Source organism: Baekduia sp. Peel2402, from assembly GCF_052567285.1.
Map to the genome: position 1 here is coordinate 3,285,203 of NZ_CP199582.1, position 21,567 is coordinate 3,306,769.

Here is a 21,567-nt window from a genome sequence, read left to right on the forward strand (position 1 = left end):
AGGACCGCCTAGCGCACGTCCGCCGCTTTGGTCTTTTCGCGGACGCTTCTCACGAAGAGCGAGTAGCCAAGTTCATGGCTGATCCCACGACGGCCGTCGAGGCCGCACCCGTTCCCGATTCCACCCTCATCAAAAAGGCGGAAGCGTTCACCCGTGAGCGCTTCGTCCACGAGGGGGAGGATCCGGCGGTCGCGCTGGCGCCCGGCACGCCGCGCCGGCAGGCGCTCGACTACGCGCTGGGCGAGATCGAGCGCGGGCTCAAGGTCCCGTCGACGAAGTGGCGCCGCCGCTCGGCGCTCATGCTCGGCCTGGAGCGCGTGCTGTCGGAGGACGAGCCGCGCCTGGCCGACGGCACGCTGCTCAACCCGCACCAGGTCGACGCGCTGTCGGGCACGCTCGTCGCGCTGCTCGCGTCCACCGTCGCGCCCAAGAACGGCAACGGCGCGGCGCGCGTCGAGGCGGCCGCGCCGGTCCTGGCGGTCGAGCCGGAGCCCGAGCCGGAGCCCGAGCCCGAGGCGCTCGCGGAGCCGGTTGACGAGCCCGAGCCCGACGATCACGACGACGACGAGGACGACGACGAGCCGGAGGACCGCACCCCGGTCGAGGTCGAGATCGAGGGTCTCGACGACGACGACGAGGAGGACGAGGAGGAGCCGCCGTCGGAGGAGGAGTCCTACGACGACGAAGCCGACGAGGACGTCGACGAGGACGTCGACGACGCCGCGGCCGACGACCCCAACGCCGACAAGCGCTTCTGGTTCGAGCACGCGACGGGCGCCGGCAAGACGGTCGCCGCGATGGGCTTCGTGGAGGCGTCGCGCACCGGTGGCGTCCTGATCCTCACGCACCGCCGCAACCTGGTCGACCAGTTCCTCGGCGAGCTGCACACGCGCGGCTACGGCAAGCGCGAGTCGCCGCCGCTGCTGGACAGCGACACCGGCGCGACCAAGCGCGTCGACGGCCCGGTGACCGTCGAGACCTACCAGTGGTTCGTCCGCAACGCCGGCCGGATCTCCGACGCCTACACGATCGTCATCTGCGACGAGGCGCACACCGCGCTGGGCGACAAGACCTCCGCGGCGATCCGCGCGTGGACGGGCCCGATCTTCATCGGCATGACCGCGACGGGCGCGCTGATCGCGCGGCACGTCACGGACCTCTTCCCGACCCAGACCTCGCGCTTTGACCTCGCGCAGGCGGCGCGGCGCGGCGTCATCGCGCCGCTGCGGTCGATCCGGATCCCGCCCGGCCCGGGCGTGCGGACGATCGCCAAGGTGCCCTTGCGCAAGGGCGAGGTCGACGTGGAGTTCGACCAGGAGATGCTGGCCGAGCTGCTCGACCAAGCGCCGTTCAACCTGGCGATCGCCGACCTCTACAAAACGCGCTTCAATGGCGTCCCCGGCGTGGTCTACGCCGCGGGCGTCAAGCACGCGATGAACGTCGCCGAGGCGTTCCGCCAGCTCGACATCAAGGCGATGGGCGTCTCGGGCGAGACGCCCAAGCGCGAGCTGGCCGAGATCCTGGCCAAGTACGAGCGCGGCGAGATCGACGTGCTGGTCAACGCGCAGCTGCTGGCCGAGGGCTGGAACTCGCCGCGCGCGACCATCTGCATGCACTTGGCGCCGACGGCGTCCAAGCGCATCTACCAGCAGCGCGTCGGCCGCGTCACGCGCCGGCACCCGGGCAAGGAGTCCGGGATCGTGGTGGACTTCGTCCATCCGGCGACGCGCCACGACGACCCGGTCGTCACGCTGCACTCGCTGCTGGATCGCGACGTCTACCGCGGCGGCGCGATCGTCGTCGGGCCGGTGCGCCGCGGGCGCGGCCGGCGCGTGCGCGTCGAGCGCCGGGTCATCCCGGTCACGGCCGATCCGGACAAGCGCATCGAGGTCTTCGAGCGCGAGCTGTGGCGGATCGCCGTCGAGTTCCTGGACTACGGCGAGCAGGTGCAGTGGGCGGCGTTGGCGGGCGCGCGGGTGGCGCCGTCGGGCTGGCGCCGCGCTCGGGCGATGTTGCACTTCGACAAGTCCGGCGAGCTGAAGCGCTCGTTCCTGCTGACGGCGGTCGAGCGCAACAAGAACTCGCAGCTGCGCTTGCGCGCGCTGCAGGAGATCGCGCAGTCGCGGGACGCGGACGCGTTCGAGCGCGCGGTCGACGTGGTGCGCCTGTGGTCGCGCGATGAGCGCCGCGAGGGCGTCAAGGTGTTGTTGCAGGCCTTGGCCGAGCGGCGTATCGGGCGTCGGGATCAGGCCTCGCACTGGATCTGGGATCTCGCGGACATGACGCGTGAGGTCCACGAGGAGTACGCGGTCCAGCGTTGGCCGGAGACCAAGCGCTTGTTGGGGCTGTTGGTGAACTCGTCCGGGGGCGCCCACGCGCGCAACGCGCGCCGGCTGGTGCACGCGGCTCGGAAGCAGGACCGTCGGCTCTCGGCCGCGTTGCTCGCCGCCGCGGTGGCGCACACGCCCGAGGCGATGGAGGTCGTGCGCGGGGCGCGGACGCGGATGGCGCGCAAGCCGTCCGCGTTGTCGCGCGAGCTGCTGCGCAACTTCCCGAAGCGCAAGAACCGCTCCCGGCGTCGTCGTGGCAAGAAGGGCGAGAACCAGATCGCCGCCGAGACGCCGAAGGTCGAGACGACGTTGGACGCGGTCACCGCTGAGGGGGGCGCGTCTGGCGAGCAGGCCGCCGAGGGCGCGACCGCTGTCGCGGACGCGCCGCGCAAGAAGCGCCGCCGCTCGCGCCGCAAGCGCAACGGCAACGCCGAGAACGCGAACAACGGCAACAACAACAACGCGAACAACAACAACAACGCCGGCGACGTCGCGGCTACGGCCGAGCCGACCCCGGCGATCTCCGACGAGGAGGCGGCCCGCTCGATCGAGGCGGCTGCCGCTCTCCTGGCCGGTGGCCGCGGCACGCCCGTCGCGCCGCGGAGCGACGCCGCCCCGGAGGCGCCGAGCGCCGATGGGTCGTCGACCACCGATGCTGCGCCCGCGGAGGAGGCGCCCAAGCCGCGCCGTAGCCGGAGGTCGAAGAAGGCCGCCGCCGAGGCGGCCGCGAGCGACACCGCCGCGCCGCCGACGGACGACGCCGCGCCGAGCGATGACGCCGCGGGCATCGCAAGCGCTGCCCCGCGTGATGACTCCGCGGCTGCCGCGGCGAACGAGGACTCCGTCGCTGCCGCTCCGTCGGCCGAGGACGCGCCGAAGCCGCGTCGCCGTCGGTCGCCGGTGAAGCAGGCCGCCGCTGAAGCCGTTGCGAGCGAGGAGGCGTCCGCCGCGCCGAGCGATGACGCTTCGCCGGCTGAGGATGCACCGAAGCCGCGTCGCCGTCGCGCGCCGGTCAAGGAGGCCGCCGCCGAGGCGGCCGCGAGTGAGGACGCTGCACCGGCTGAGGATGCGCCGAAGCCGCGGCGTCGTCGGACGCCGGTGAAGGAGGCTGCTGCTGAGGCGGTCGTGAGCGAGGCCGCTTCGTCGGTCGAGGATGCGCCCAAGCCGCGTCGTCGTCGCGCGCCGGTGAAGGAGGCTGCTGCTGAGACGGTCTCGAGCGACGATGCTCCGCCGGCTGAGGAGGCGCCGAAGCCGACGCGTCGTCGTGCTCCGGCCAAGAAGGCCGCTGAGGAAGCGGTCGCGAGCGAAGAGGCACCCAAGCCGACGCGGCGCCGGACGACCAAGGCGGCGGCCGCGGAGGACGAGGCGCCCAAGCCCAAGCGCGTCCGGAAGGCTCCGGCGAAGAAGGCCGACGCTGAGGCTGAGGCCGCGCCGAGCGAGGACGAGGCGCCCAAGCCCAAGCGGACGCGGAAGGCGCCGGCCAAGAAGGCCGAGGCCGAGGAAGCAGCGCCCAAGCCGAAGCGGACGCGCAAGGCGCCCGTGAAGGCCGCGGCGCCGGAGCAGCTGTCGCTGGACGAGGCCGAAGAGGCGCCGAAGGCGCGGCGGTCGCGGCGGAAGGCAGACGACGATCAGCTCGACGACGCCGCCTGATCCGGCGGCGTCGGCGTCGACGGAGGTCGCCGCCCGGCCTGAGCCGCAGGAGCGGCTGGCGCCGGCGGCGCGGCTCTTCTGGACGCTGGAGCTCGTCGGCAGCGGCATCGGCATGACGGTCGGGGCGTTCCTGATCGCGAGCGTGCTCCCGGACCGGCACGAGTGGCTCAACACGGTCAAGGACGTGCTGCCGTTCGTGGTCCTGTTGGCCTCCATCTTGGCCGCCGCGATCATCCCGGCGCTGCGGACCCGGCGGTGGAGGTGGCGGTTGGACGACGTCGAGCTGGACCTTCGCCACGGCGTCCTCACCGACACGCGGACGATCATCCCGGTGGCGCGGATCCAGCACGTCGACGTCCGGCGCACGTTGATCGCGCAGGCCGCGCAGGTCGCCTCCGTGGTCGTCCACACCGCGGCCGGTCAGACCGAGATCCCGGCGATGACCGAGGCCGACGCGGCGCTCGTCCGCGACCGGATCGCCGGGCTGATCCGCACGCCCGATGACGACTGAAGGCGAACAGCGGCTGCACTTCGCCGCCGCCATCGGCGAGGCGGTCGGCGCGCTGCGCGACGTTGCCCTCCCGCTGCTGATCGGCCTCGTAATCGGCGGCACCTCGAGCTCGGGCATGGCGATCGCGCTCGGCCTCGGCGGCGCGACGCTCGCCGCGATCGTCGGCACGATCCGCTGGCGGGCAACCTCTTATGAGGTCTATAACAACGCGCTGCGCTTCCGCTCTGGCGTCTTCTCGCCCGACGAGACCGTCGTCCCGGTCGCTCGCATCCAGGCGGTCGACACCGTCGCCGGCCCGATCCAGCGCCTCTTCGGCGTCACCGGCCTGCACGTCCAGACGCCCGGCGGCGGCGAGGAGGCTGACGTCGTCCTCAGCGCGCTCTCCTCCGACGCCGCCGCTCGCCTGCGCGCCGCGCTCGGCCACCCGGACACCGGCACGGCCGGCTACCGCTTGCACCTCACGCCGCTGCGCCTGCTGGCCACCGCGCTGACGGCCCCGCAGCTCGGCGTGCTCCTGCCGATCCTCGGCGGCGCCTTCGGCCTGCTGCAGAACAGCGACAGCGACGTCGCCGAAGGGCTCCGGCTGGCGCGCGACGTCGACACCTGGCACGAGATCCTGATGCTCGCCGCGGTCGTCGTCGGCGTCGCGTTCTTGTTGTCCTTCCTCGCGGCGGTCGTCGCGTTCTCCGGCTTCGACGTCCGGCTGGTCGACGGCCGCCTGCGGATCCGCCGCGGCCTCGGCCAGCGCCGCGCCGTCTCGGTCCCGGTCGACCGGATCGACGGCATCCAGATCGTCTCCTCGCCGCTACGTCGTCCGCTCGGCCTCGTCACGCTGCGGTTGGAGGCGACGAGCCTCGGGGAGCGCGAAGCCGTCGGCCGCACGCTCTTCCCGCTGATGCGCACGAGCGAGGTCGGGCCGTTCCTGGCCGCGATCGCGCCCGAGCTGGCCGGCACGCTGGCGGTGACCGAGCGCCCGCCGCGCCGTGCCCGCCGCCGCTTCCTCACGGTGCCGGTCGCGTTGGCGGCGTTGATCGGCGCGGTGCTGACCGCCTTCGTGCCGCCGGCGTGGCCGGCGCTGCTGGTGCTCGTCGCCGTCGCCGCCCTCGGCGGGATCGACGCCTACAGCTTGTCCGGGCTGCGCGTCGACGGCGGGCGCGTGGTCGTGCGCAGCTGGCGCCGCGGGTCGGCGGTGACGCTGATCGCTCGCCGCCGGCGCCTTCAGTCCCGCGCGCTGCGGCGCTCGCCGCTCCAGCGCCGCGCCGGCCTCGGCACGCTCTCGGTCACCGTCGCCCGTGGCACGCGCGCCCGCGTGCGCCATCTCGAGCAGCCGCTCGCCCAGCGCGCGCTCGACGCGCTCTAGGCGAGCAGCTGCGCGGCGCGGCCGCTTAGAAGTAGCGGCCGCCGCTCGCGATCGCCACGTGGGCGCTGCCAGCCGTCAGCGTGCCGGTCGCGGTGAAGGCCTGCTTGGGCGAGCGCAGGGCGGCGATGCCGGAGGTGAGCTTGACGGTGACGTTCTTGACGCCCGCGGGCAGCCCCGTGACGCGCAGGAAGCGCTTGGCGCCCGGCGCGAAGCGGACCGTGACGCCGCCGCGCTCGAGCGCCGTCGACGCGCCCTTCAGGGTGTAGGACTTGATCGTCTGGCCGTTCTCGCCGATCAGCGCGATCGACCCGATGGACTTGCCCCGCTTGGCGCGCGGGAGCACGGTCCGCACGTTCTTGGTCGCCGTGACGGTCACGCCGTCGAGGTCGGGGCCGCCGCCGCGCTCGATCGCCGACTGGAAGCCGAAGGTCGCCGTGCCGCGGACCTTAGGCACCTCGGCGTAGAAGCCGGCGGGCTGGCAGTCGGTGGCGGTCAACGCGAAGCTCGTGCTCGCGGCCGTGCCGCTCTTGGGCGTCACCGTGACCGTGATCTGATGGTCGCCGGCGGGCATCCGCTTCGAGGAGCCGGACTGGCCGCTCCACTGGAACGGCAGCGTCGGGTCCGTGCGCACGACCTTGCCGTCGAGCGCCCACGAGACCGACGCGACGTTGGCGAGGTCGGCGGCCGACCCGCGGACGCTGAAGGAGAAGAACAAGCGATTGCGCGCCAGGAGGCCGTGGTACGGGTCGCGCGCGGTCAGGTTCGTGCCGGGGATCGCGTGCTCGACCTTGGCCTGCGGCGCCCACAGCGGGCAGTCGGCGGCCGGGGCGTCGGCGGCGGAGGCGACGGACGGGACGAGGACGGCCGCGGAGACGGCCGCGGCGGCGAGGAGAGGAAGTCGGGTGGGGAGGGCCATGGCTCGTGAACGATGCCGGGCCATCAAAGGTCACGCCACCCGCGGGGCGTTAGCCGGCTGGTGGTGCCGGACGCGGCGCGAGGTGGACCTCGCCCGCGTGCAGCGCCGTGCGCGTGCCGTCCGCGCGCTCGACGACCAGATGGCCGTCGTCGTCGATGCCGCGGGCAATACCGCGCTCCTCGCCCCAGCCGATCTCCTCGCCGAGCAGGACGTCGCGGCCGCGCCAGGCGGCCAGGATCTCCTCGGGCCCAGCAGCGAGCGCGACGTCGAGGTGCGCGAGCAAGGACGACAAGAACGGCTCGACGTCGCCGAGCGACCGGCCGAGCGTGCCGGCGCGGCCGCGCAGCTCTTCCGGCAGGTCCTCAACGCGTACCGCCACGTTGACGCCGATCCCGAGCACGACCCAGCCCTCGCCCGGCCGGCCTTCCGCCAGGATCCCGGCGACCTTGCGGCCCTCGATGAGGATGTCGTTCGGCCACTTGATCTGGGCCGCGTCGCCGCACGACCGGGCCACCGCCACCGCTGCGGCCAGCGTCAGCAGCGGATCAAACGAGCGCAACACCATCGACATCGCCAGCGCCGACCCCGGCTGCGTCGTCCACGCCCGACCCTGGCGCCCGCGCCCCGCGGTCTGCGCCGCCGCCGTCACCAGCGCGCCGTGCGGCGCGCCGCCGACCGCCAGGTCGCGTGCGACGTCGCTCGTCGAGCCGACCGACGCGAAGTGCAGGCGCGGCGTCCCGAGCACCGGCGAGACGCTCACCGCGGCTGGATCCGCAGCTCGTCGTCGCGCTCGACGCCCAGCAGCTCCCGCGCCGACCCGCGGTTGACCGCCAACGCCAGCGTCTTGTAGGCGTCCTCGTAGAGGATCAGCTCGCCCGGGGCGACGTCGGCGAACGTCGTCGCGTACATCCCCGGCCGCCCGTTGACGTCGACGCCGTGCCCGAGCCGGAACCCGGATCCCGTCAGCTCGGCGTGCTCGACGTCGAGCATGATGTTGCCGAAGCGGTCAAAGCCGACCGCGTGCGCGAACAGCTCGTCCTCGTCCTGAAAGGCCAGCGGCATGTCGAGCCGGACGATCTCGTCGGCGTCGATCGGGTCGCCCGCGTCGGCCAGCTCGGCGCCCGCCGCCAGGTGCGCGGCGACCGGCGCGAAGATGTCACGCCCGTGGAACGTCGCGCTCACGGGCTCCAGGCGGTGCGGCGAGCGCCCGATGTCGATGACCTCGGCGATCCCGCCGAAGCGCTGCGCGGCCAGCGACAGCAGGCCGTTGTCGGGGCCGATGAGGATGCGGTCCTCCTCGGTCGTGCGCAGCGCGATCGCCCGGCGCGTCGCGCCCACGCCCGGGTCGACCACCGCCAGGTGCACGCCCGGCGCGCTGAACGGCAGCGCCCGGCGCAGCACCATCGCCGCGGTGCGCACGTCGTGGCGGTCGAGGCCGTGCGTGAGGTCGACGATCCGCGCCTCGGGCGCGATCCGCAGCATCACCGCGTGGCAGACGCCGACGAAGTCGTCCGCCAGGCCGTAGTCGGACAGGAACGTGATCGGACGCGGCATTCGGAGTTGAGGCTATCCGGCGGGAGGCGGCCCGCGCGCGGACCCCGAACGGCGTTACCCCCCGCCCGGGGGATGGGCCGCGAACCGCTCGAAGCCGACTCAGCCGTTCATGAAGCTCTCAATCCGCAGCAAGCTGATCTTCAGCTCGTTGACGATCATCGCGCTATGCGCCATCGGCTCGCTCGTCGCCATCGACCACCTCGGCGGCGTTCGCAAGTCGGGCAAGGCGCTGCACGATCAGGCCTACACGCCCACGGTCAACTCGATCTACGTGATGGCGCTGGCCAAGGACCTCCAGCTCCAGCACACGACCTACCAGCGACTGGTCGCCGAGGTCGGGCCGGTCAAGGCCGCCCAGACCAAGGAGTTCAAGGCCCTGCTGGCCGCCACCGCCGCCGACCAGAAGCAGCTGGCCGCGACGATCAAGAAGCTTGACGGCGCGCCCGCCGACGAGCAGGCCACGGTCGCCAAGGTCAAGGCCGCCGTCAAGACCTACAACGACGCGCTCACCGCCGCGGGGTCCAAGGACACCCAGAAGCTGCCGCTCGCCGAGCAGGCCAAGGTCATCGCCCAGATCCCGGTCGCCGCCAAGAACCTCGAAGGGGTCGCCGGGCAGTTCACCCAGGCCTCGGACAAGTTCGCCCAGTCGGCCGAGAACTCGATCGACGACGCCTACACCTCGGGTCGCGACGCGGTGATCGTCACGCTGCTGATCGCGATCCTCGCCGGCATCCTGATCTCGTTCGTCGTCGCCAGCCGCATGGTCAAGCGCCTCGGCGTCGTCGTCGAGCGCCTCGGCATGCTGCGCGACAACTGCGCGACCGAGCTGCGCCAGGGCCTCAACCGCTTTGCCGCGGGCGACCTGACCCAGGACGTTCAGCCGAGCACGCCGGAGCTGCACGACCTCGGCAGCGACGAGATCGGCGACCTGGGCCGTGTCGCCGAGGCGCTGCGCTGCAACACGGTCGCCTCGGTCCACTCCTACAACGACTCGCGCGCCGCGCTGACCGGCATGATCGGCCGCGTCTCGGCCTCCGCCCAGACGCTGTCGGACGCCTCCGAGCACCTCGCCGGGTCCTCGCAGGACGCGGGCCGCGCGGTCTCCGAGATCGCCTCCGCGGTCGACGACGTCGCCCAGGGCGCCGAGCGCCAGGTGCAGGCCGTCGACGGCGCGCGCCGCCTGACCGGCGAGATGGTCGACGTCGCCCGCGCGTCCGCGGCGACCGCGTCGCAGACGACGCAGGCCGCCGAGGAGGCCCGCGTGGTCGCCAGCGAGGGCGCCGCCGCCGTGGCCCAGGCCACCGAGGCGATGGTCGCCGTCCGTGACGCCTCCGCGCAGGCCACCGGCGCGATCCGCGAGCTGGGCGCCAAGTCCGAGCAGATCGGCGGCATCGTCGACGCGATCACCGGCATCGCCGAGCAGACCAACCTGTTGGCGCTCAACGCGGCGATCGAGGCCGCGCGTGCCGGCGAGCAGGGCCGCGGCTTCGCCGTCGTCGCCGAGGAGGTCCGCAAGCTGGCCGAGGAGAGCCAGCAGGCCGCCGCGTCGATCGCCGAGCTGATCGGCCAGATCCAGGCCGAGACCGGCCGCGCCGTCGAGGTCGTCGAGCTGGGCGGCGCCCGGACCGACGAAGGCACCAAGACGGTGCAGCAGGCCCGTGACGCGTTCGAGCGCATCAACGGCCAGGTCGAGGAGATGGGCGCGCGCATCGGCGAGATCGCCGGCGCCGTCGAGCAGCTCTCAGAGACCTCGGCCCGCATGGACGCCGAGATCGGCGAGGTCGCCGCCGTCTCCGAGGAGACCTCCGCCGCCACCGAGCAGGTGTCGGCGTCGACGACCGAGACCTCGCGCGCCGCTCAGGCGATCGTGGGCTCGGCGGGCACGCTGGCCGAGACGGCCGGCGAGCTCACCCGCCTGGTCGGCGAGTTCACGCTGCCGGCGGCGTAGCCGCGCTCGCGGCGACCAACGCGTCGACGAGGCCGCCGGGCGTGTGCTCGGTGGCCTCGACGTCGGGTTCGAGGCCCTGCTCGCGCAGGGCCTCGGTCGTGATCGGGCCGATCGAGGCGAGCTTCAGGCCGCTCTCGCGGACGACGTGCGCGCCGCCGGCTGCGGCGCAGAAGAAGCGCGCCGACGACGCGCTGGTGAACGTCGCCCAGTCGGCCGACAGCGCGCGCTCGCGGGTCCGCGGGTCGAGCTGCTCGGCAACCGTCACGTAGGGCTCGATCAGCGTGACGTCGGTGCCGCGGTCCTCCAGCGCGTTGCGGACCACGTCGCGGCCGCCACGGGCGCGCACGACGAGCGCGTGCTCGACGTCGAAGCCGGAGACCATCTCGGCCAGCGACTCGCCGACCGCGCGCGTCGGGATGAAGTCGGGCTCGACGCCGTGGGCGCGGACGGCGTCGGCGGTGCCCGGACCGATCACCGCGACCGCGATGCCGAAGAGCGAGCGCGCGTCGCGGTGGGTGGCCTTCAGCTCGTCGAAGAAGCGGCCTACGCCGTTGGGCGAGGAGAAGACGAGCAGGTCGACGTCGCTGAGGTCCGGGATCGCGAAGGCCAGCGGCTGCGGGACGATCACGGCGGCCTCGACGACGCGCGCGCCGAGGTCGCGCAGCTGCCGCGCGAGCCCGGAGGCCTGCGCGCGCGGCCGCGTGACGGTGATCGCGCAGCCGCTCAACGGGCCGCGGCCGAGCCACGCCAGCTCGTCGCCGAGCGCGGCGACCGGGCCGACGACGGTGACCGACGGCGGCCGGACCTCGGCGGCGGCGGCGAGCTCGGCGATGGTGGACAAGGTGCCGGACACGCTGCGCTGGTCAGGGAGCGTGCCGCGCTCGACGATCGCGACGGGCTCGCTCGCAGGCCGGCCGCCGGCGATCAGCTGCTCGGCGATTCGCGGCAGCGCGCGGACGCCCATGTAGAACACCAACGTGCCCGGGAACGCCGCCAGCGCCGGCCAGTCGATCTGGGTCTCGGGCTTCTTCGGATCTTCGTGGCCGGTGACGAACGCGACCGCGGCGGCCATGTTGCGCTGCGTGACCGGGATCCCCGCGTAGGCCGGGCCGGCGATGCCGGCGGTGACGCCCGGGACGACCTCGAACGGGATGCCGTGCTCGCGGCAGACCTGCGCCTCCTCGCCGCCGCGGCCGAAGACGAACGGGTCGCCGCCCTTGACGCGGACGACGAGCTTGCCTTCCTGCGCGTGGCGCAGCAGCAGGCGCTGGGTCTCTTCTTGAGGGACTTGCTCGCCGCCGCCGACCTTGCCGACGTCGAGCTTGATGGCGTCCTCGCGAGCACCGTCCAGCGCGGTGGCGGGGATGAGCTTGTCGTACAGGATGACGTCGGCGGCGGCGATGGCCTCCAGCGCGCGGACGGTCATCAGGCCCGGGTCGCCCGGGCCGGCGCCGACGAGGATGACGCGGCCGGTCTTCACGAGGCGGCTGCCTGCTCTGCGGCGCGGGCAAGGAGGTCGCGGACGCCCATCGACTCCAGGCGCTCGACGAGAATGCGCGGCGCGTCGTCGCCGGTCGACGCGACGCTGTCGCGCAGCCACGTCGAGCCGTCGGGCATCCCGATGAAGGCGTGCAAGGCAAGGCCATCGTGATGGACCCCGACGGGCGTGTCGCAGGTCGCTTCCAGCGCCTCGACGACGAAGCGCTCGGCGCGCAGGGCGGCGTCGGCGTCGGCGTCGACCAAGGTGGTGGGGATGCTTCGCCCTTCGACCGCCAGTGCGCCCTGCCCCGGAGCGGGGACGAAGACGGAGGCGTCCAGGAGCGCGCCGATCTCGCTCTCGCGGCCCAGGCGTCGCAGCCCCGCCGCGGCGAGGATCAAGGCATCGCACTGGCCCTCGGCGAGCTTGCGCAGGCGCGTGTCGACGTTGCCGCGCAAGGCAACCACGTTGAGATCTCCGCGCACGGCGAGCAGCTGCGCGCGGCGGCGCAGCGACGCCGTTCCCACGCGCGCGCCCTCCGGCAGGTCATCGAGCGACGCCGCGCCGATCAGCGCGTCGCGGGCGTCCTCGCGGCCGAGCACCGCCGCAAGCGACATCCCGTCGCGCAGCAGCGACGCCGCCGGGACGTCCTTGGCGGAGTGGACCGCCAGGTCGATCTCGCCGCGCTCCAGCGCGTCCTCGATCGTGTCGATCCAGCGCGCCTTGTCGCCGGCCACGCCGCGGTCGCCGGACGTCGTGATCTCCACGATCTCGGCGGCGGCCTCGCCACCGAGGGCGTCGCGGACCGCCCGCGCCTGCACGAGCGCCAGCGCGCTGCCCCGCGTCCCGAGCCTCACTGACCGGAAGCGCCGCGGCGGCGCAGGGGACGCACGTCGGCCTCGGCTGCCGCGTCGGCAACCTCCGGGACCTCGGGGACGCCCTCGGCCAGCCCGAACAGCTCGCGCGCGAACTGGACGCGGCCGTGGCCGCCGTCGCGGTCGACGGACTTCAGCCGGATCGTCGGCTCGTGCAGCAGCCGCTGCATGACCGACTTGGCGAGCGCCTCGATGCGTGCGCGATCGCGCGGCGACGCGGACTCCCAGCGCCCCGCGTTCTCGGCCAGCACCTGGTCGACGATCGTGTCGCCGTGCTCGCGCAGGGCGGCGATCGTCGGCATCACGTCGAGCTGGCCCATCCAGCGCGCGAAGCGCTGGATCTCGTCCTCGACCACGCCCTCGGCCTGGACGCGCTCGGCCTCGCGGACCTCGCGCGTGCGCGTGACGACCTGCTGGAGGTCGTCGATGTCATACAACGTGACGCCGTCCAGCTCGCCGCAGGCGGGGTCGACGTCACGCGGCACGGCGATGTCGATTAGCAGCAGCGGCGCGCCCTCGCGCTCGCGCATCACGACCGCCAGCTCGTCGACGCCGATGATCGGGTGCGGCGAGGCGGTCGAGGAGACGACGATGTCGGCCTCGGCCAGGCGGTCGGGCAGGTCGTGCAGCGAGGAGACCGAGCCGCCGAAGCGCTCGGCGATCGAGCGGGCGCGGTCAGCGTGGCGGTTGGCGACGAAGATCGTGCGCACGCCCTCGTCGGCCAGGGCCTGGGCGGTCAGCTCGGAGGTCTCGCCCGCGCCGATGATCACGACGTCGCGCTTGGCGAGATCGGGACCCATGATGTCGCGGGCGAGGCTGACGGCGACGCTCGAGACGCTCCCGCGTCCCTCGCCGATCGCGGTCTCCGACCGCACGCGCTTGCCGGTCTGCAAGGCCGCGGTGAACAGGCGGTTGGTCAGCGGCCCGGTCGTCCCGGCCTCCAGCGCGGCCTCGTAGGCGCGCTTGGTCTGGCCCTGGATCTCGGCCTCGCCGACGATCATCGACTCCAGCCCGGAGACGACGCGGTAGAGCTGGCGGGCGGCGTCGCAGTTGCGCGGCGCGTACATCGCCTCGGCCAGCTCGGTCGGGCGCGTGCCCGCGTGCTGGGCGAGGCGGCCGAGCAGCTCGGTCTCGGCGCTGACCGGATCGCCGACGACGTAGACCTCGGTGCGGTTGCAGGTCGAGATCGCGACGGCCTCGCGGACGACGTCGGTCGCGACCAGCTCCGCGCACAGCGCTTGCTGGTCCTTGACCGTCAGCGCCAGGCGCTCGCGGACCGCGACCGGCGCGGTCTTGTGCGAGATGCCCAGGCACAGCAGCTCGCCGCCACCGCCCTGGCTCATGCCGGCGTCTCCTCCCGTGCGCGCGGCGGGGCGTCGTCGCGGTCGGCGCGGGCGATGGCGCGGTCGGTCAGCTCGTCGACCTCGATCACGTCGCGCTGGATCCGCGTCAACTTGTAGGCCATGATCCCGACGTAGATCACCAGCAGCGCCAGGAACACCAGGTAGGCGGCGGCGACGTAGCCGGCGTTGTCGGGAAGCGTGGTCGAGGCGAGGAGCATCTAGGAGACCTGCAGTTCGGGGGCCGCGGAGCGGCGGGCACGGGCGCCGTCGTCATCGTCGGCGAGCTTGCGCTTCAGCGAGCGCAGGCGGGCGACCGTCGTCTTGTGGGCGATCTCGTACTCGAACAGCAGCCAGTACAGGAACGCCATGCCGATGAAGCACACCAGGAACGCCAGCGCCATCTTGCCGGGCAGGTTGCCGGTGCGGTCGAAGGTACGCGGGTGCACCGTCGCCGTGGCGGCGCGCACGGCGGCGAAGTTCAGCGGGACGAACGCGCCGGCGGTGATCGCGAAGACCGAGGCGTAGCGGGCCTGCTTGGTGCGGTCCTCGATCGAGAAGCGCAGCGGCGTGTAGGTCCCGTAGAGCAGGAAGACGATCAGGAAGCTGACCAGCGTCGGCTCGTCCCACACCCACCAGTGGCCCCACGAGGCCTTGGCCCAGATCGCGCCGGTGATCAGCACGCCGACGCCGAGGATGATCGAGACGTGGATCGCGACGTAGGAGCGCAGGTCCCACTTCGAATCGTCGGTGCGCAGCTGGAGGATCGCGAAGATCCCGGCGAGCACGAACCCGCACAGCGCGACGATCGCCATCGGCACGTGCAGGTAGAAGATCTTCTGGATGAAGCCCTGGTCGGCGTCCATGGGCGCGTAGAAGGCGGCCAGGGAATAACCGGCGATCAGGGTGATCACCGTCGCGACGGACAAGAGGCGAAGGCGGGTGCCGGACATCGTTTCGGACGGCCCTTCAGTCTTCGATCAGAAAGTCGAAGACGGCGTAGGCGAGAAGGCCGAAGATCAGATCATAGAGCGCGAGGATCGCCAGCCAGCGTCCGGGGAGCGCCTCCGCGCCCGCCGCGGCGAAGGTGGGCGCGAGCAGCTTCGCGGTCCCGATCACCACCGGCAGCAGCAGCGGCAGCGCGATGAGGGGGACGATCAGGTCCCGCGCGCGGGTCTGGATCGCCAGCGCGCCGACCAGCGTGCCGACGATCGCCAGCGCGAGGTTGGCCAGTAAGAGCGTCAGGGCGGTCTGGCCGATGGCGTCGGCCGAGAGCAGTTCAGGGTCCAGCAGCATCAGGTCAAAGGCCGGGACGGCGACGATCTCCAGGACCACGAGGAAGCTGAAGAGCGCGATCGCCTTGGCGACCAGCAGCGCGGTGCGGTCGACCGGCGCGAGCAGGAAGCCGTCGAAGCCGTCCTCCTCGTGGTCGGAGACGAACAGGCGGTTGATGCCGAGGATCGCGCTGAACAGCAGCGTGATCGTCAGCACGCCGGCGGCGAGCTTGCCCTCGATCGCGTCCTCGTCCAGCGAGAAGTGGAAGACGATCAGCGTGGTGATGCTGAAGAGCGCCATTGCGGGGATGACCTGGAAGGTGCGCAGCTCGAGGCGCAGCTCCTTGCGCAGCAGGGCGGAGACGGCGGGGCGCATCTAGCGATACAGCTCCCCGATGCGCGTGCTGGTGACTTCGGCGGCGGGCGCGACCAGCTCTGCGCGGCCGCCGCGCAGACCGAGCGCGAGGTCGGCGTCGCGCAGGCCGCCGACCGGGTCGTGCGAGGTGACCACGCGCGTGCGGCCCGACGCGGCGCCGATCAGCGGCTCGACGACCTCGATCGCGTGCGGGTCGAGGTTGGCCGTGGGCTCGTCGAGCAGCAGCAGTTCGGGATCGTGCAGGACCGCGCGGGCGACGGCGGCGCGCTGGACCATCCCGCGCGAGTAGGTGTGGACCGGGTCGTCGGCGCGGTTCTTCAGGCCCACCGCGTCGAGCAGCGCGTCCACGCGGGCGGCGTCGACGCCGTGCAGCCGCGCGTGGAAGCGCAGGTTCTCGCGCGCGGTGAGGTCGCGGTACAGCAGGCTGGCGTGGCCGAGGAAGCCGACCTTGCCGCGCACCGCCCAGCCCTCGTCGGGCAGCGCCTTGCCGAGCACGCGCGCGCTGCCGCCGTGCGGGCGCAGCAGCGTGGCGAGCACGCGCAGCAGCGTCGTCTTCCCGGCGCCGTTGGGGCCGAAGACGACGAGCGTGGCGCCCGCGGGCAGCGTCAGCGTGACGTCCGAGAGCGCCTCGCGCTCGCCGTGTCGCCGCGTCAGCCCGTCGAGCTCAATGGCCGCCGCGGTCACCCTGCTCGCGCTGCAGCGTGCGCACGGCGTGCGGCAGCACCGGCGCGATGACCGGGAAGAGCTGCGCGACGGCCTTGGGGTTGCCCGGGAAGTTGATGATGATGGTCCGGTGGGCGATGCCGCTGACGGCGCGCGAGAGCATCCCGTGCGGCGTGTGCTTCAGCGACTCGGCGCGCATCGCCTCGGCCAGGCCGGGCGCCTCGCGCTCGATCACCGCGCGCGTCGCCTCGGGCGTGATGTCGTCGGGCGTGAAGCCGGTGCCGCCGGTGGTGAGGATCAGCGCGAAGTCGTCGTCGACGTAGTGGTGCAGGCGGTCCTCGACGAGGCTGAAGTCGTCGGGGACGACCTCCATCGCCTCGACGTCGGCGCCGGCCTCGTCGGCCAAGTGGGCGAGCAGCGGCCCGGACTCGTCCTCGGCCTCGCGGCGGGAGACGGACGTGGAGACGGTCAGCACGCAGGTGCGCATGGCCCGGCCATCCTAAGCGGGGTCGCCCCGCCGCCACACGCCGCTGCGTCCGCCGGTCTTCTCCAGCAGGACGACCTGCTCGATCGCGACGCCGCGCTCGACGCCCTTGACCATGTCGTAGACGGTCAGCGCGGCAACCGAGGCGGCGGTCATGGCCTCCATCTCGACGCCGGTCCGCGCGGTGACGCTCGCGGTCGCGGTGAGGGTGATGACGCCGTTGGCGGCGTCGATCTCCGCGTCGACGTCGACGTGGTCGAGGCCGATCGGGTGGCAGAGCGGGATCAGCTCGCCGGTCTTCTTGGCCGCCATCACGCCCGCGATCCGAGCGGTGCCGAGCACGTCGCCCTTCGGCGCGTCGCCGGCCGCGACGACCTGCGCGGTCTCCGGGCTCATCCGCACCACCGCACGTGCGACCGCGCGCCGCTCGGTGACCGGCTTGCCGCCGACGTCGACCATCCGCGCGTCGCCCTGCTCATCGAGGTGCGTCAGCCGCTCGCTCATCTGTCGGTGGACACTAGACGTTCGTACGTGTTGACCGACGGTCGACAAGCGTCTACGCTGTGCTGACCGATGGTCAACAACACCGACATCCACACCGCGCCCGCCCGCCGCCTCGCGCCCGGCTGGGACTACTGGGCGCTCACGTTGCTCGGCGCGCCGTTGGCGGCATCCGCCTTCGGCCTGATCTTCTTCACCGTCCTGGACGGCGAGGCGGCGGACTGGACCGTCGCGGTCCTGGCCGTCCTCCTGAGCGGCGCGATCGGCTGGCACGCGCCCTCCGCGCGCCGCCTCACCAGCGGCCTGCGGGCGTTCTGGGCCTGCGTTACGGCGGGCCTGTCGGTGGCGATCCCGGTCGCCATCGCGTTCGGGCTCCTCTACGCCGCCTGCCACGACGGGGGGTGCTTCTCGTGAGCCTGATCTACCTGCGCGACGAGGCCGAGGGCGACGCGCCGCGCCCGCTCGACGGCTGGGCTTGGGCCGGGATCCTCTTCGTGAGCGTCGTGTTCGTGCCCGCCCTGGTCTTCCTCGCGCTCGCCTCTGCGATGTCGCTGGCGAGCGACGCCCCGCTCTGCGTCGCGCTCGTCTTCGGCACCATCCTGTCGACCGTGCTAGCAGACCTCCTGCTGCGCGATGCGTCGTCCAGGGATCGTCAGATGGGTATGGCGGTCGCCGTGCTCCTCACGCCGTTGGCGACCGTCGGCTGGGTCCTCCTCCACGCCGCCCACACGCTCGCGTGATGGCCGACCGGAGCACCGCGATCGGCGTCGTGGGGACCATCGTGACCCTCCTCGCCGTCCTCGTCGGGTTCTTCGGCAGCGGGGCGATCGGCATAGGCCCCTGCGGCGGCGACGGCGGCTCGCACTACGCGGAGGAGGGCTCGCCGCGGATCGACCTCTGCCGCAGCGCGGAGCGCAAGCTGGAGCTCGTCGAGTTCCCGGGCGTGCCGCTGCTGGTCGCCGTCGGCACCGCGGTGGCCACCGCGCGGCGGCGGTGGACGGCGCTGATCGTCGGGCTCGGCCTCGGGCTCCTCGCGTTCGCCGTGCCGCTCGCGACGCTCCTGCACGCGAGCCCGGACTGCCAGGTGGACGACTACCACTTCAAGACGTGCCCGCGCACGCCTCCGTCGGTCCCCTAGGCCGGAGCCGGTGCGAAGCGCTGCTTGGCGGCGGCGATGATCTCCAGGAGCTGGGCCTCGTCGCCGGCGCGGATCAGCTGGATCGGGTCCGGCTGGCCGTTGACGATGGACTCGAAGAAGTCCTTGCGGTCCTGGTAGGTCGGCAGCGTGCCCTTGGCCCAGCCGCGGACGTCGTTGAGCATCACCGCGAGGCGGGCGTAGTCCTCGCCGAACTGGGCGGCGATCTCGCGCTTCATGCGCTTGGCCAGCGCGGGGGAGGCGCCGGCGGTGGAGATCGCGATCGCCAGCGGGCCCGTGCGGACGATCGCCGGCAGGATGAAGTTGCACAGCGGCGGGACGTCGACGATGTTGACCAACATCGCGCGGCGCTCGGCGTCCTCGTAGATGCGGATGTTGGTGTCGGTGTCGTCGGTGCAGGCGATCACCATGAAGATGCCTTCGAGATCCTCCGGCCCGGCGTACTGGCGCTGCTCCCACTGGATCGAGCCCTCGCGCGCCAACTCCTGGAGCTCCGGTCCGACCTCGGGCGAGATCACCGTGACGTCGCCGTCGCAGGCCAGCAGCCCTTCGGTCTTCTCCAGGCCGAGCTCACCGCCGCCGATCACCAGCGTCTTGCGTCCGCGCAGCTTCAGGCACGCGATGTAGAAGGGCGTGTCCAGCATGTCCCGCACGCAGGTCTGGTCGCAGACCCCGCGCTTGAACTGGCAGACGCACTCCTTCCCCTCATATGCGGCAGCAGGCATCCCGAACAGGGTAGACGCCCGTACCGTGTCGTAGAGCACATGGCGCCCGCGACCTACTTCACCGACGACTCGATGCTGCGCCGCGTCCACCGCGAGAAGGTGGTCGCGCTGAGCGGCCCGCGCGCGCTGCTGATGATGGCCGCGCATCCCGTGGCGTTCGAGGGCTTCTTCATGGCGACGGGCTCGCTGGATGACCCGTACACGCGCCTGCGCCGGACGGCCGAGGTCATGGACGCGATCGCGTGGCGGACCAAGGCCGAGGCGGACCGCGCGACCCGGCGCGTTCGCAGCATGCACTCCAAGGCCCGCGGGACGCTGCCGCGCGATGCGGGGCCCTTCCCCGCCGGCACGCCGTGGGCCGCCGATGACCCCGAGCTGCTGCTGTGGATCGTCGCCTGCCTGGTCGACTCCGCGCTGCTGGTCTACGAGCGCTATGTGACGTCGCTCTCGGCCGACGAGCGCGACGCCTACTGGGCCGACTACCGCGTCGTCGGCCGCCTGTTCGGCCTGCGCGACGAGGACATGCCCGCGGCGTACGCGGACTTCGAGACCTACATGAAGGACATGCTGCGCTCCGGCGACCTGCACGTCACGCCGACCGCGCGCGAGGTCGGCATCGACGTCGTCCTGCGCCCGCCGGTGCCGCTGAAGGTCCGTCCGCTGGTCGAGCTGGCCAACGTCATCACGGTGGGGTTGCTCCCGGGCACGATCCGCCGCGGCTACCGCTTCTCGTGGGATCCCGCCCGCGCGCTGGCGGTGCGCGGCGGCGCCGAGTACGTCAAGCGCGTGCTGGTCCCGCTGCTGCCGGGCTCGCTGCGCTACGTGCCCGCCGCGGTGACGCCGGCGGCCGCCGCGGCCTGAGCGCCGGGCGCCCACTGCATCAGCAGCAGCGCCCGCGTGCCCGCGCGCGCCTCGTAGAGATGCGGCTCGTCGGCGGCGAACGTCGCGTAGTCGCCCGCTGAGAGCCCGACCTCGCGGCCCAGCGGCCCGACCTTCAGCCCGCCGCGCGTGACCAGCACGTGCTCGCGCGTGCCCGGGCCGTGGCCGCCGGCGTTGCGCGTCGAGCGCTTCGGCCAGACCGCCTCGTAGAGCTCGACGGTCGCGCCCGGCGCGAACTGGGCGATGAGCCGCAGGTCGTTCGCGGTCCCCGGGATGTCGGTGCCCTCGTCGCCGCGCACGACCGTCACCGGCTCGGGGTCGGCGCTCGTGATCAGGTCGCCCATCGGGACCTGTAGCGCCGCCGCCAGCGCGCTGAGCGTCTCCAGCGTCGGGTTGCCGCGACCGCCCTCCAGCGCGCTGAGCGTCGCCTTCGCCACGCCGGACGCGCGTCCCAGATCGGACAGCGTGAGCGCCCGCTCGGCGCGCAGGCGCCTCAGGTTGTCCCCTACGACCTTGACGATCTCGTTCGACATAGCGAACATGAAGTCTAATGGAACGAACGACGTACGTGGAGGGCGCCCGCCGCGCCTGGCCGCTGGCAGTGGCCGTCGGCGGCTTCGGGCTGACCTACGGCGTGCTCGCCCGCGAGGCCGGGTTCTCGACGGTGGCGACGATCCTGTTCTCGATCCTCACCTTCGCGGGCTCGGCGCAGTTCGCCGCGGTCTCGATCGTCGGCGACGGCGGCACCGCGGTCGCGGCGATCGCCGCCGCGCTGCTGCTCAACGCGCGCTACCTGCCGATCGGGCTCTCGGTCGCGCCGTTCCTGCCGGGGCGCGCCGCCGCGCGCGCCGCCCAAGGTCAGGTCGCGGTCGACGAGTCGTGGGCGGTCAGCCACCGCGGCGACGGCCGCTACGACCCGCGGCTGTTGGTCGGCGCGGGCGTGACGATCTACAGCGCGTGGGTCGTCTGCTCGATCGGCGGCGTCGCCGCGGGCTCCGCGCTCGGCGACCCCGAAGCGCTCGGCCTGGACGCCGCGTTCCCCGCGCTCTTCCTCGCGCTGCTCGCGGGCCAGATCCGAGAGCGCCGCCTGCTGCTCGCCGCGCTGGCCGGCGGCGCGATCGCGCTCATCATGGTGCCCTTGGTCCCGCCGGGCGTGCCGATCGTCGCCGCGGCGGCGGTCTGCCTGGTCGGGTTGCGCCAGAGCGCGGGCACGGTGGCGGCCGCATGACCACCGCCTGGATCGTCGTCCTCGGCGCGTCGGCCGGGACGCTGCTGCTCAAGGGCCTGGCGCCCGCGGTCTTCGGCGGCCGCGCGCTGCCGACGCGGCTGGCGGGCGCGATGGCGCTGCTGGCGCCCGCGGTCCTCGCCGCGCTGATCGTCACCAACACCTTCGCGACCGGACGCGACCTCGTGCTCGACCCGCGCGCGGCCGGATTGGGCGTCGCGCTCGTCGCTGTCCTGCTGCGAGCACCCGTTCTGGTGGTCATCGCCGCGGCGGCTGGCACCGCGGCGCTCTTGCGCGCACTCAGCTGAACCTTCCCGGTGCGC

The 21,567-nt window shown here is 73.0% G+C and carries 24 protein-coding genes; 10 read left to right on the forward strand and 14 right to left on the reverse strand.

What is annotated here, in order from left to right; translation table 11 throughout:
• The first annotated feature begins 74 nt into the window (after positions 1–74).
• The 3 genes from ACT01A_RS16120 (at position 75) to ACT01A_RS16130 (ending at position 5,851) form a co-directional block, all read left to right on the forward strand.
• Entirely contained in the window at positions 75–3,980 is a 3,906-nt protein-coding gene (locus ACT01A_RS16120; protein WP_445148106.1) for a DEAD/DEAH box helicase family protein, read from the forward strand.
• A gap of 112 nt (positions 3,981–4,092) precedes the next feature.
• Positions 4,093–4,491, forward strand: coding sequence for a PH domain-containing protein (locus ACT01A_RS16125; RefSeq protein WP_445148107.1), 399 nt, complete (start codon positions 4,093–4,095; stop codon positions 4,489–4,491).
• Positions 4,481–5,851, forward strand: a complete 1,371-nt coding sequence (locus tag ACT01A_RS16130) for a PH domain-containing protein (RefSeq protein ID WP_445148108.1) — start codon at positions 4,481–4,483, stop codon at positions 5,849–5,851. The genes ACT01A_RS16125 and ACT01A_RS16130 overlap by 11 nt, the downstream gene beginning before the upstream one ends.
• Before the next feature lie 25 nt (positions 5,852–5,876).
• Here the strand turns inward: ACT01A_RS16130 and ACT01A_RS16135 are convergent, their stop codons facing one another.
• The 3 genes from ACT01A_RS16135 to ACT01A_RS16145 are packed head-to-tail and all read right to left on the reverse strand — an operon-like array spanning position 5,877 to position 8,321.
• Positions 5,877–6,767 carry a hypothetical protein gene (locus ACT01A_RS16135; protein ID WP_445148109.1) on the reverse strand — a complete coding sequence of 297 codons (891 nt, stop codon included), beginning with the start codon at positions 6,765–6,767 and terminating at the stop codon, positions 5,877–5,879.
• A gap of 49 nt (positions 6,768–6,816) precedes the next feature.
• Positions 6,817–7,527 carry a biotin--[acetyl-CoA-carboxylase] ligase gene (locus tag ACT01A_RS16140; protein ID WP_445148110.1) on the reverse strand — a complete coding sequence of 237 codons (711 nt, stop codon included), beginning with the start codon at positions 7,525–7,527 and terminating at the stop codon, positions 6,817–6,819.
• A complete protein-coding gene (locus ACT01A_RS16145; RefSeq protein ID WP_445148111.1) occupies positions 7,524–8,321 on the reverse strand; it encodes an SAM hydrolase/SAM-dependent halogenase family protein in 798 nt (265 codons plus the stop codon). The genes ACT01A_RS16140 and ACT01A_RS16145 overlap by 4 nt, the downstream gene beginning before the upstream one ends.
• 109 nt (positions 8,322–8,430) lie before the next feature.
• On the opposite strand from ACT01A_RS16145, the gene ACT01A_RS16150 reads away from it, so the two are divergent.
• Entirely contained in the window at positions 8,431–10,269 is a 1,839-nt protein-coding gene (locus ACT01A_RS16150) for a methyl-accepting chemotaxis protein (protein WP_445148112.1), read from the forward strand.
• On the opposite strand, the gene cobA is transcribed toward ACT01A_RS16150, so the two are convergent.
• Genes cobA through moaC form a run of 9 tightly spaced genes read right to left on the reverse strand, consistent with a single transcriptional unit; the run spans position 10,250 to position 17,262 of the window.
• A complete protein-coding gene (cobA, locus tag ACT01A_RS16155) occupies positions 10,250–11,749 on the reverse strand; it encodes a uroporphyrinogen-III C-methyltransferase (RefSeq protein WP_445148113.1) in 1,500 nt (499 codons plus the stop codon). The genes ACT01A_RS16150 and cobA overlap by 20 nt on opposite strands.
• Positions 11,746–12,603, reverse strand: a complete 858-nt coding sequence (hemC, locus tag ACT01A_RS16160; protein ID WP_445148114.1) for a hydroxymethylbilane synthase — start codon at positions 12,601–12,603, stop codon at positions 11,746–11,748. The genes cobA and hemC overlap by 4 nt, the downstream gene beginning before the upstream one ends.
• The gene (hemA, locus tag ACT01A_RS16165; protein ID WP_445148115.1) at positions 12,600–13,964 is read right to left on the reverse strand and encodes a glutamyl-tRNA reductase; all 1,365 of its coding nucleotides are present in this window, start codon (positions 13,962–13,964) and stop codon (positions 12,600–12,602) included. The genes hemC and hemA overlap by 4 nt, the downstream gene beginning before the upstream one ends.
• Positions 13,961–14,182, reverse strand: a complete 222-nt coding sequence (locus ACT01A_RS16170) for a hypothetical protein (RefSeq protein WP_445148116.1) — start codon at positions 14,180–14,182, stop codon at positions 13,961–13,963. Before ACT01A_RS16170 ends, hemA begins: the two co-directional genes overlap by 4 nt.
• Positions 14,183–14,914, reverse strand: a complete 732-nt coding sequence (locus ACT01A_RS16175) for a cytochrome c biogenesis protein (RefSeq protein WP_445148117.1) — start codon at positions 14,912–14,914, stop codon at positions 14,183–14,185.
• Between the two features lie 16 nt (positions 14,915–14,930).
• Positions 14,931–15,611 (reverse strand): heme exporter protein CcmB, encoded by a 681-nt coding sequence (locus ACT01A_RS16180; protein WP_445148118.1) that lies wholly within the window; start codon positions 15,609–15,611, stop codon positions 14,931–14,933.
• Positions 15,612–16,295: a heme ABC exporter ATP-binding protein CcmA gene (gene ccmA / locus ACT01A_RS16185; protein ID WP_445148119.1), complete on the reverse strand. Its 684-nt coding sequence runs from the start codon at positions 16,293–16,295 to the stop codon at positions 15,612–15,614. It abuts the gene before it with no gap.
• Entirely contained in the window at positions 16,276–16,761 is a 486-nt protein-coding gene (locus ACT01A_RS16190; protein WP_445148120.1) for a MogA/MoaB family molybdenum cofactor biosynthesis protein, read from the reverse strand. The genes ccmA and ACT01A_RS16190 overlap by 20 nt, the downstream gene beginning before the upstream one ends.
• Positions 16,762–16,773: 12 nt before the next feature.
• The gene (gene moaC / locus ACT01A_RS16195; RefSeq protein ID WP_445148121.1) at positions 16,774–17,262 is read right to left on the reverse strand and encodes a cyclic pyranopterin monophosphate synthase MoaC; all 489 of its coding nucleotides are present in this window, start codon (positions 17,260–17,262) and stop codon (positions 16,774–16,776) included.
• Positions 17,263–17,331: 69 nt separating this feature from the next.
• Between moaC and ACT01A_RS16200 the strand changes: the two genes are divergently transcribed.
• From ACT01A_RS16200 to ACT01A_RS16210, 3 genes are read left to right on the forward strand one after another with little or no spacing between them, the layout of a single operon-like run.
• Positions 17,332–17,673, forward strand: coding sequence for a hypothetical protein (locus ACT01A_RS16200; RefSeq protein WP_445148122.1), 342 nt, complete (start codon positions 17,332–17,334; stop codon positions 17,671–17,673).
• Entirely contained in the window at positions 17,670–17,999 is a 330-nt protein-coding gene (locus ACT01A_RS16205) for a hypothetical protein (RefSeq protein ID WP_445148123.1), read from the forward strand. Before ACT01A_RS16200 ends, ACT01A_RS16205 begins: the two co-directional genes overlap by 4 nt.
• Entirely contained in the window at positions 17,999–18,397 is a 399-nt protein-coding gene (locus ACT01A_RS16210) for a hypothetical protein (protein ID WP_445148124.1), read from the forward strand. Before ACT01A_RS16205 ends, ACT01A_RS16210 begins: the two co-directional genes overlap by 1 nt.
• On the opposite strand, the gene ACT01A_RS16215 is transcribed toward ACT01A_RS16210, so the two are convergent.
• A complete protein-coding gene (locus ACT01A_RS16215; protein ID WP_445148125.1) occupies positions 18,394–19,140 on the reverse strand; it encodes a precorrin-2 dehydrogenase/sirohydrochlorin ferrochelatase family protein in 747 nt (248 codons plus the stop codon). The two genes, ACT01A_RS16210 and ACT01A_RS16215, sit on opposite strands and share 4 nt — an antisense overlap.
• Positions 19,141–19,179: 39 nt before the next feature.
• Here ACT01A_RS16215 and ACT01A_RS16220 point away from each other — a divergent pair, with 39 nt between their 5' ends.
• Positions 19,180–20,001 carry an oxygenase MpaB family protein gene (locus ACT01A_RS16220; RefSeq protein ID WP_445148126.1) on the forward strand — a complete coding sequence of 274 codons (822 nt, stop codon included), beginning with the start codon at positions 19,180–19,182 and terminating at the stop codon, positions 19,999–20,001.
• Here ACT01A_RS16220 and ACT01A_RS16225 read toward each other — a convergent pair.
• The gene (locus tag ACT01A_RS16225; RefSeq protein WP_445148127.1) at positions 19,959–20,552 is read right to left on the reverse strand and encodes a helix-turn-helix domain-containing protein; all 594 of its coding nucleotides are present in this window, start codon (positions 20,550–20,552) and stop codon (positions 19,959–19,961) included. The genes ACT01A_RS16220 and ACT01A_RS16225 overlap by 43 nt on opposite strands.
• Before the next feature lie 17 nt (positions 20,553–20,569).
• Between ACT01A_RS16225 and ACT01A_RS16230 the strand changes: the two genes are divergently transcribed.
• Entirely contained in the window at positions 20,570–21,247 is a 678-nt protein-coding gene (locus ACT01A_RS16230) for an AzlC family ABC transporter permease (RefSeq protein WP_445148128.1), read from the forward strand.
• Positions 21,244–21,552 (forward strand): AzlD domain-containing protein, encoded by a 309-nt coding sequence (locus tag ACT01A_RS16235; RefSeq protein ID WP_445148129.1) that lies wholly within the window; start codon positions 21,244–21,246, stop codon positions 21,550–21,552. Before ACT01A_RS16230 ends, ACT01A_RS16235 begins: the two co-directional genes overlap by 4 nt.
• Positions 21,553–21,567: the final 15 nt, after the last annotated feature.